The organism is Mycobacterium sp., assembly GCF_036488105.1.
Classification (GTDB): domain Bacteria; phylum Actinomycetota; class Actinomycetes; order Mycobacteriales; family Mycobacteriaceae; genus Mycobacterium.
The window spans coordinates 1-7,718 of record NZ_DASXHW010000110.1 but is presented as its reverse complement, the minus strand read 5'-3'; the positions used below and the strand labels follow the sequence as shown (position 1 = coordinate 7,718).

The 7,718-nt window shown below is 67.2% G+C and carries 10 protein-coding genes and 1 tRNA gene; 9 read left to right on the top strand and 2 right to left on the bottom strand.

From position 1 onward, the window contains the following. Positions 1 to 896, top strand: an 896-nt coding sequence (locus VGH54_RS06050; RefSeq protein ID WP_331511029.1) for a phosphotransferase family protein, incomplete at its 5' end; no start/stop codon positions are given. A 16-nt stretch (positions 897 to 912) separates the two neighbouring features. On the opposite strand, the gene VGH54_RS06045 is transcribed toward VGH54_RS06050, so the two are convergent. Continuing rightward, positions 913 to 1,272 (bottom strand): LapA family protein, encoded by a 360-nt coding sequence (locus VGH54_RS06045; RefSeq protein WP_331511028.1) that lies wholly within the window; start codon positions 1,270 to 1,272, stop codon positions 913 to 915. Between the two features lie 93 nt (positions 1,273 to 1,365). On the opposite strand from VGH54_RS06045, the gene VGH54_RS06040 reads away from it, so the two are divergent. Genes VGH54_RS06040 through VGH54_RS06020 form a run of 5 tightly spaced genes read left to right on the top strand, consistent with a single transcriptional unit; the run spans position 1,366 to position 5,416 of the window. Further along, positions 1,366 to 2,307: an ABC transporter substrate-binding protein gene (locus tag VGH54_RS06040; RefSeq protein ID WP_331511027.1), complete on the top strand. Its 942-nt coding sequence runs from the start codon at positions 1,366 to 1,368 to the stop codon at positions 2,305 to 2,307. Between the two features lie 4 nt (positions 2,308 to 2,311). Next, positions 2,312 to 3,409, top strand: coding sequence for an ABC transporter ATP-binding protein (locus VGH54_RS06035; RefSeq protein ID WP_331511032.1), 1,098 nt, complete (start codon positions 2,312 to 2,314; stop codon positions 3,407 to 3,409). A 2-nt stretch (positions 3,410 to 3,411) separates the two neighbouring features. Further along, positions 3,412 to 4,095 (top strand): ABC transporter permease, encoded by a 684-nt coding sequence (locus VGH54_RS06030; protein WP_331511026.1) that lies wholly within the window; start codon positions 3,412 to 3,414, stop codon positions 4,093 to 4,095. Continuing rightward, a complete protein-coding gene (locus tag VGH54_RS06025; RefSeq protein ID WP_331511025.1) occupies positions 4,092 to 4,814 on the top strand; it encodes an ABC transporter permease in 723 nt (240 codons plus the stop codon). The genes VGH54_RS06030 and VGH54_RS06025 overlap by 4 nt, the downstream gene beginning before the upstream one ends. Next, complete coding sequence (locus VGH54_RS06020) at positions 4,811 to 5,416, top strand: putative glycolipid-binding domain-containing protein (protein ID WP_414688652.1); 606 nt, start codon at positions 4,811 to 4,813, stop codon at positions 5,414 to 5,416. The genes VGH54_RS06025 and VGH54_RS06020 overlap by 4 nt, the downstream gene beginning before the upstream one ends. Here the strand turns inward: VGH54_RS06020 and VGH54_RS06015 are convergent. Beyond that, positions 5,379 to 6,323, bottom strand: coding sequence for a prephenate dehydrogenase (locus tag VGH54_RS06015; RefSeq protein WP_331511030.1), 945 nt, complete (start codon positions 6,321 to 6,323; stop codon positions 5,379 to 5,381). The two genes, VGH54_RS06020 and VGH54_RS06015, sit on opposite strands and share 38 nt — an antisense overlap. 119 nt (positions 6,324 to 6,442) lie before the next feature. On the opposite strand from VGH54_RS06015, the gene VGH54_RS06010 reads away from it, so the two are divergent. From VGH54_RS06010 to VGH54_RS06000, 3 genes are all read left to right on the top strand, one after another. Beyond that, on the top strand, positions 6,443 to 6,955 hold the full coding sequence (locus VGH54_RS06010) for a tRNA adenosine deaminase-associated protein (protein ID WP_331511024.1): 513 nt from the start codon (positions 6,443 to 6,445) through the stop codon (positions 6,953 to 6,955). Then, on the top strand, positions 6,952 to 7,410 hold the full coding sequence (locus tag VGH54_RS06005; protein ID WP_331511023.1) for a nucleoside deaminase: 459 nt from the start codon (positions 6,952 to 6,954) through the stop codon (positions 7,408 to 7,410). The genes VGH54_RS06010 and VGH54_RS06005 overlap by 4 nt, the downstream gene beginning before the upstream one ends. A gap of 29 nt (positions 7,411 to 7,439) precedes the next feature. Further along, positions 7,440 to 7,530: transfer RNA gene (locus tag VGH54_RS06000), tRNA-Ser, on the top strand. The last annotated feature ends 188 nt before the right edge of the window (positions 7,531 to 7,718 follow it).

Here is a 7,718-nt window from a genome sequence, read left to right as displayed (position 1 = left end):
CGAAGTGGGTGTTGCGCCGCCCGCCGCTGCATGGGCTGACGCCGTCGGCGCACGACATGGCGCGGGAGTACACGGTGGTCGCCGGTCTGGCCGCTACCCCGGTCCCGGTCGCCCGCGCGGTCACACTGTGCAACGACGCGTCGGTGCTGGGCGCGCCGTTCCAGATGGTCGAATACGTTGCCGGACAAGTGGTACGCAGCCGCGCCGAACTCGAAGCCTTGGGCGGCCAACGCGTCATCGAGGGCTGCGTCGACGGGCTCATCAAGGTGCTGGCCGACCTGCACGCGGTCGATCCGGCCGCGGTCGGACTCGGCGACTTCGGCAAGCCCAGCGGATATCTGGAGCGCCAGGTGCGGCGGTGGGGATCGCAGTGGGAACTGGTCCACCTGCCCGACGACGACCGCGACGCCGACGTCGCGCTACTGCACTCGGCCCTGCAGGACGCCGTGCCACAGCAGAGCCAGACGTCGATCGTGCACGGCGACTACCGGATCGACAACACCATCCTGGATTCCAACGACCCGTCGCAGGTGCGTGCCGTGGTCGACTGGGAGCTCTCCACGCTGGGCGATCCACTCAGCGACGCGGCGCTGATGTGTGTGTACCGCGACCCGTCGCTCGACTTGATCATCAACGCGCACGCCGCCTGGACATCGCCGCAATTGCCGGTCGCCGACGAGCTCGCCCACCGGTACTCGGTGATCTCCGGGAGTGCGTTGGCGCACTGGAACTTCTACATGGCGCTGGCCTATTTCAAGCTGGCCATCATCGCCGCGGGCATCGACTTCCGCAGGCGGATGTCGGGCGGTGACGACGACGTGGACGCCTCCGACCGGGTCGGCGAGACCGTGGCGCCGCTGATCGCCCGCGGGCTGACCGAGCTGCGCAGGGCCTGATTTTTTGGGCCTTGATCTATCTGCGCGTGACGAGGCCGGCGGCGAGATTCTTCTTCGCGGCGCGCCGTAACTGGAAAATCCGCGCGGTACCGGCCAGCACGGTGACCAGCCCGCCGCATATTGCCGCCAGCAGCACCTGCACTCCCAGCGGGAGGGTCCAGTGCCAGCCGAAGAAGTGGACCGGCGCATCGGACAGGTTTTGGGTGATGAAGACCAGCAGCACAATCAGGATCAGAAAGCCAACGATCAACGACGACCACACGCTCGCAGTACGGGTGAACTTGACCGCAGTTTCCGGCGCCGACGGCACGGTGCCCGGGACCGGCGCGGACGTCTCTGGCGGCTGTTCAGGTGGTACAGACGGATCGCTGCTCATAGCGTCATGTTTACCCTTTGGCGGGGCAAAGGTAACCGAACCACCAGGAAACGTGGGCCGGTGTCGCGCTGACGACAGCTAATGTCGGTTGTCATGAGCATGCTGCGACGGCACGGGCACCGCGTCGCGGTGTGGCTGACGGTGGTGTGCTTCGCCGTCACATCCTGCGGCAGCGCGAACCCGCTCGGCGGAGCATCGACCAATGTGAATTCAATCGTGGTCGGGTCCGCCGGTTTTCCGGAATCCAAAATCATCGCCGAGATTTACGCACAGACGTTGCAGGCCAACGGCTTCAATGTCGGCCGGGAAATGGGGATCGGCAGCCGCGAGACGTATGTCCCTGCGCTGAAGGATCATTCGATCGACTTGGTGCCCGAGTACGTCGGCAACCTGCTGTCCTACTTTGAGCCGCGGGCCACCGTGACCATGCTCGACGACATCGAACTGGAGCTGTACAAACGGCTGCCCGGCGACTTGTCGATCCTGACGCCGTCGCCGGCATGCGACACCGACACGGTTACGGTCACCGCCGACACCGCAGCCAAATGGAACCTGAAGACGATCGCGGACCTGGCCCCACATTCACCGGAGGTGAAGTTCGCCGCGCCGTCGGACTTTCTGGCCCGGCCCTCGGGTCTGAGCGGGCTGCGGCAGCGGTATGGGCTCGACATCGCACCCGGAAACTTCGTGGCGATCAGCGACGACGGCGGTGCGGTGACCGTGCGTACCCTTGAGTCGGGGAAGGTCAACGCGGCCAATATCTTCAGCACTTCACCGGCGATTCTGCAGCACCGGCTGGTCGCGCTCGAGGATCCACTGCATAACTTCCCGGCCGGAAACATTGTGCCGCTGGTGAATTCGCAGAAGAAAACCGACAAGCTCAAAGACGTGCTGGATGCCGTGTCGGCCAAGCTGACCAGTCGCGGGGTCGCCGCCCTCAATGCTTCGGTGGCCGGCAATGCGGGTATCGACCCGGATCAGGCTGCCCGGAACTGGTTGCATGACAACGGCTTCGACCATCCGATCGGGGGTTGAGGCGTTGATCAGCTTCCATGACGTCCACAAGGTCTATGCCGATGGGACTGTCGCCATCGACCGGCTGAACCTGGAGGTGCCCCGGGGAACGCTGACCGTCTTCGTCGGCCCGTCCGGGTGCGGCAAGACGACGTCGATGCGGATGATCAACCGGATGGCCGAGCCGACGTCGGGAACCGTCGTCGTAGACGGCGCCGACATCTCGCGCGTCGACCCGGTGCGGCTGCGTCTCGGCATCGGCTACGTGATCCAGGGAGCGGGCCTCATGCCGCACCAACGGGTGATCGACAACGTCGCGACGGTTCCCGTGCTCAAAGGCCAGTCGCGGCGCGCGGCGCGCAAGGCGGCCTACACCGTGCTGGAGCGAGTGGGCCTGGATGCGAAGCTGGCCGCCCGCTATCCCGCGCAGCTGTCCGGCGGCGAGCAGCAGCGGGTCGGCGTGGCGCGTGCGCTGGCCGCCGATCCGCCGATTCTGTTGATGGACGAGCCGTTTTCGGCCGTCGACCCGATCGTCCGTGTGCAGCTGCAGCGCGAAATACTGCGGCTGCAAGCCGAATTGCACAAAACCATCGTGTTCGTCACGCACGATGTCGACGAGGCGTTCCGGCTCGCTGACCGGGTGGCGGTGTTCGGGCGGGGTGGTGTGCTGCACCAGTACGACGAGCCGGCACACCTGCTGTCGCGTCCGGCCAACGATTCCGTGGCCAGGATGATCGGCGCCGGTCGTGGCTACCGCTGGCTGCAGTTCTTGGACGCGACGAGTCTGCCGATCCACGACATTCCCACCATCACCGACGCCGCCGCCGTGGGTGAGGCGCAACTCCGCGACGGCTGGGCCCTGGTGGTCAAGCCGGACGGCACAACATTGGGCTGGATCGACGCCGACGGCGTGCGTAAGCATCGCGGCGGCGCGTCGCTGCGTGACAGCGTGACGTCGGTCGGGTCGGTGTTCAGGCCGGGCGCCAACCTGAGCCAGGCATTGGACGCCGCATTGTCGTCCCCGGCAGCGATGGGTGTGGCCGTCGACGAGGCAGGCAGGGTCAAAGGTGCAGTGCGAGCCGCTGATGTGTTGGCCGCCTTGGATTCTCAGCGGCGAGATTAGCCATGCACTACCTGCTCAACCACCTTCCGACGGCGTGGGCGCTCACCGTGATCCACCTGAGGCTGTCGCTCGTGCCGGTGATGGCCGGTCTGGCGATCGCGTTGCCCTGGGGCGTGCTGGCCTGGCGGACGACGGCGCTGCGACGGCTGAGCACGGTCGCCGCCAGCGCGGTGTTCACCATCCCGTCGCTGGCGCTGTTTGTGGTGCTGCCGCTGGTGATTCCGACCCGCATCCTTGATGAGGCGAACGTCATCGTCGCGCTGACGCTGTACACCACGGCGCTGCTGGTGCGCGAGGTGTTCGAGGCGCTGGACGCGGTACCGCTGCAAGTCCGCGACGCGGCCACTGCGGTCGGCTACCGGCCGATCAACAGGTTGCTCAAAGTCGAACTGCCACTGTCTATCCCGGTGCTGGTCGCGGGTCTGCGCGTGGTGGTGGTGACCAACATTTCGATGGTCTCGGTAGGTGCGGTGATCGGCATCGGCGGCCTGGGCACCTGGTTCACCGAGGGCTACCAGGCGAACAAGAGCGACCAGATCGTGGCAGGGATCCTCGCCATCTTCGTGTTGGCGGTCATCATCGATGTCGCGCTGATGTTCGCCGGCCGGATTGCCACGCCCTGGGTCCGGGTCACGCGCCCCGGCCGCCGGTTGCTGACGGCCCCAGTCGTGGGCGGGTCGCGATGAACTTTGTCGCCCAGGCGCTGTCCTACCTGTTCACCGCGGAGAACTGGGCAGGTCCGGTGGGGCTGGCGGCCCGAACGCTCGAGCATCTGGAATACACCGCTGCGGCCGTGGCCGTTTCGGCGCTGGTGGCCGTTCCGCTCGGGCTGATCGTCGGCCATACCGGGCGCGGCACGCTGGTGGTGGTCAGCCTGGTCAACGCGCTGCGCGCGCTGCCGACGCTCGGGGTGCTGCTGCTGGCCGTGCTGCTTTGGGGCCTGGGTCTGGTCCCGCCGATCGTCGCGCTGATGCTGCTGGGGATTCCGCCGCTGCTGGCGGGTACCTACGCCGGGGTGGCGGCGGTGGACCGCACCGTGGTCGACGCCGCGCGTTCGATGGGCATGAGCGAGTTGCGGGTGCTGTTTCGAGTCGAGGTGCCCAATGCGCTGCCGCTGATCATGGGTGGGCTGCGGACCGCGACGCTGCAAGTCGTTGCCACCGCGACCGTGGCGGCCTATGCGAGCCTGGGCGGGCTGGGCCGGTACCTGATCGACGGGATCAAGGTGCGCCAGTTCCACATCGCACTGGTCGGCGCGCTGATGGTCGCCGCGCTGGCGCTGATTCTCGACGGCGTGTTGGCATTCGCGGTGTGGGCGTCGGTGCCTGGTAGCGGGAGACTGCGCCCAAGCCCACACCACCTGGCGTCGAAATCTCTGCAGCCGTCGCCTAACGTAGATGCGTGAGCCCAGCGCCCTCAGACGCGACGAGCAGTTCCTGGTCGACCATGCTGACTTGGCGCTCACAGGACGCCCGGCGCATGGAGTCGGTGCGAGTGCAGTTGTCCGGCAAGCGAATCAAAGCCAACGGCCGCATCGTTGCCGCCGAGACCGACACCAACCCGGCATTCGCTGCCTACTACGACCTGCTGACCGACGAAACCGGCGCGACGAAGCGACTCGGCATGACGGTCACGCTGGCCGAGCGGGAACGACAGCTCGTCGTCGCGCGTGACGAAGAGAACATGTGGATGATCACCGACCACCAGGGCGAGTCCCGCGCCGCCCACGACGGGGCGCTGGATGTCGACGTGGTGTTCAGCCCGTTCTTCAACGCGCTGCCGATTCGCCGGGTCGGCCTCAACGAGCGGGCCGACTCGATCACGGTGTCGACGATTTACGTGACCCTGCCGGACATGACCGTGGCGTCGGCGGCGGTCAGCTACAGCAGCTCCGCCGCCGACTCCGGCGAAGGAATCAAGGTGCATTCGCCGGTGTCGGACACCACGCTCACCGTCGACGCCGACGGGTTCATCGTGGACTACCCAGGCTTGGCAGAGCGGATCTGATCACCCCGCCGGCCCGGCCGGCGGCGGCCAGTTCTTGACGCCAATTCTCGGCGCCGACAAACACGGCGAAGATCTCCGGTCGCGGGAAACTGTCGTAGCGTGCGCGGGCGGCATGCCCGCCCTCGACAAGCTCGGCGACGGAGTCGTTGTGCGCCAGCGAGTTTCGGGCTTCGCTCAGTAATTCGATCGCCCGGTCCACCCGCGGCAGCAGCTGGCTTGCGTTCGCTTCGCACATGGCCCGCACCAGATCCGGTGCGCTGCCCGCCACCCGGGTGCCGTCCCGGAAAGACCCCGCGGCCAGTGCAAACGCCAACGGCACCTCGCCTGCGGTAACAGCCAGCGCCTCAGCGAGTAGGTGCGGCAAATGTGAGATGGCTGCCGCTGCGGCGTCGTGCTCGTCGGAGCGGGCGGGCACCAAGAACGCCCCGCAGTCCAGCGCCAGTTCCATCACTGTCGACCACACCGCCGGGTCCACATGGTCGTCCACGCTGATCACCCAGGGGGCACCCGTGAAAAGCCGGGCATGCCCGGCTTCCCAACCCGAGTGCGCCGTGCCCGTCATCGGGTGTCCCCCGACGAAGCGCGCCAGCAGGCCGGCCGCGATCACCTCGTCGAGCACCGCGCCTTTGACGCTGGTGACGTCGGTAAGCGGACAGTCGGGGGCGGCGTTGCTGATATGGGTCAGCAGGGTCGGCAACGCCGGCATCGGCACGGCCAGGACGATCAGCGCATCAAGATCGGCGGCCCGGGTCAGCGCCTTGGTGAGGTCGGTGGTGGCGTCGAAGCCGTCGAAGCGGGCGGCCTGAGCTCCCTCGACCGAGCGGTTGTAGCCAAAGGCCTCCCGACCGGCAGCCGTGGCGGCGCGCAAAATCGAGCCGCCGATCAGTCCCAGGCCCAGCACGCACACCGGTGTCTTCGCCACCCGTCAAGGTTGGCATATTTATCCGAATTCCTGCCGGGCTATGGCGCTCGACGCGACCCCGATCTGCTGGTCAACGGGCCCTTACGCGACTAGCGTAGGCGCCCATGGGAGCACAGCGGGCTTCCGCGCAGGCGGACACTCCGGACGGATTCGGTGTGGCTGTCGTGCGTGAAGAGGGCAAATGGCGCTGCTCTGCCATGGGACCCAAGGCGCTGGCCAGCCTGGGCGATGCCGAGACCGAGCTGCGTGAATTACGCAGCGCCGGAGCAGTTTTCGGCCTCCTCGACGTCGACGACGAGTTCTTCGTGATCGTCCGGCCTGCGCCGTCGGGCACCCGGCTGCTGCTTTCGGATGCAACCGCGGCGCTGGATTACGACATCGCCGCCGAGGTACTGGACAATCTGGACGCTGACATCGATCCGGAAGATCTTGAAGACGCCGAGCCCTTCGAAGAGGGTGATCTCGGGTTGCTGTCCGATGTGGGGCTACCCGAGGCCGTGCTGAGCGTCATCCTCGACGAGACCGACCTCTACGCCGACGAGCAGCTGGGCCGCATCGCGCGCGAGATGGGCTTCGCCGATGAGCTGTCGTCGGTGCTCGACCGTCTCGGTCGGTGAGTTCCGACGAAGATCTGATCCGCGCTGCGCTGGCGGTTGCCGCCACGGCGGATCCCCGTGACGTCCCGGTGGGTGCCGTGGTCGTGGCGGCCGACGGAACCGAGCTGGCCCGTGCGGTCAATGCGCGTGAGGCCCTGGGTGATCCGACCGCGCACGCCGAGGTCCTGGCCATTCGGGCGGCCGCGCGCGTGCTTGGCAACGGGTGGCGGCTGGCCGGTGCGACGCTGGCGGTGACCCTCGAGCCGTGCACGATGTGCGCGGGCGCGCTGGTGATGGCGCGGGTCGAGCGCCTGGTGTTCGGGGCGTGGGAACCCAAGACGGGCGCGGTGGGCTCGCTGTGGGACGTGGTTCGCGATCGCCGGCTCAACCATCGTCCGGCTGTGCGCGGCGGGGTGCTGGCGGAGGAGTGTGCCGCCCTCCTGGAGACCTTCTTCGCCCGGCAGCGATTGGGATAGCCGAGCCGCTGTTGGGTAAGCTCTCCCGCGGTGGCGTGTCCGAGCGGCCTAAGGAGCACGCCTCGAAAGCGTGTGACGGGTAACCCCCGTCCGAGGGTTCAAATCCCTCCGCCACCGCCAATAGCTATGGGCCTGTTGTCGCAGGTGAGGCCACATTCCAGCTCGGGCCGTGTTGAGTGGACGCTCAGTCCTCGGTGGTCAGCACCGCCAGACGTCGACCGGCCAACTCGTCCAAGCTGGCCTTGCCGGCTCCGACACACAGCAACCACAGCAGCAGCCCTACCAGCAGCCACTCCGGTGCATAGAAC

What these genes read in the sequence shown, in the direction of transcription:
- VGH54_RS06030 (WP_331511026.1), top strand. Translation starts at nt 3,412, where the DNA reads ATGCACTACCTGCTCAACCACCTTCCGACGGCGTGGGCGCTCACCGTG.
- VGH54_RS06010 (WP_331511024.1), top strand. Translation starts at nt 6,443, where the DNA reads ATGGGAGCACAGCGGGCTTCCGCGCAGGCGGACACTCCGGACGGATTC.
- VGH54_RS06040 (WP_331511027.1), top strand. Translation starts at nt 1,366, where the DNA reads ATGAGCATGCTGCGACGGCACGGGCACCGCGTCGCGGTGTGGCTGACG.
- VGH54_RS06025 (WP_331511025.1), top strand. Translation starts at nt 4,092, where the DNA reads ATGAACTTTGTCGCCCAGGCGCTGTCCTACCTGTTCACCGCGGAGAAC.
- VGH54_RS06045 (WP_331511028.1), bottom strand. Translation starts at nt 1,272, where the DNA reads ATGAGCAGCGATCCGTCTGTACCACCTGAACAGCCGCCAGAGACGTCC.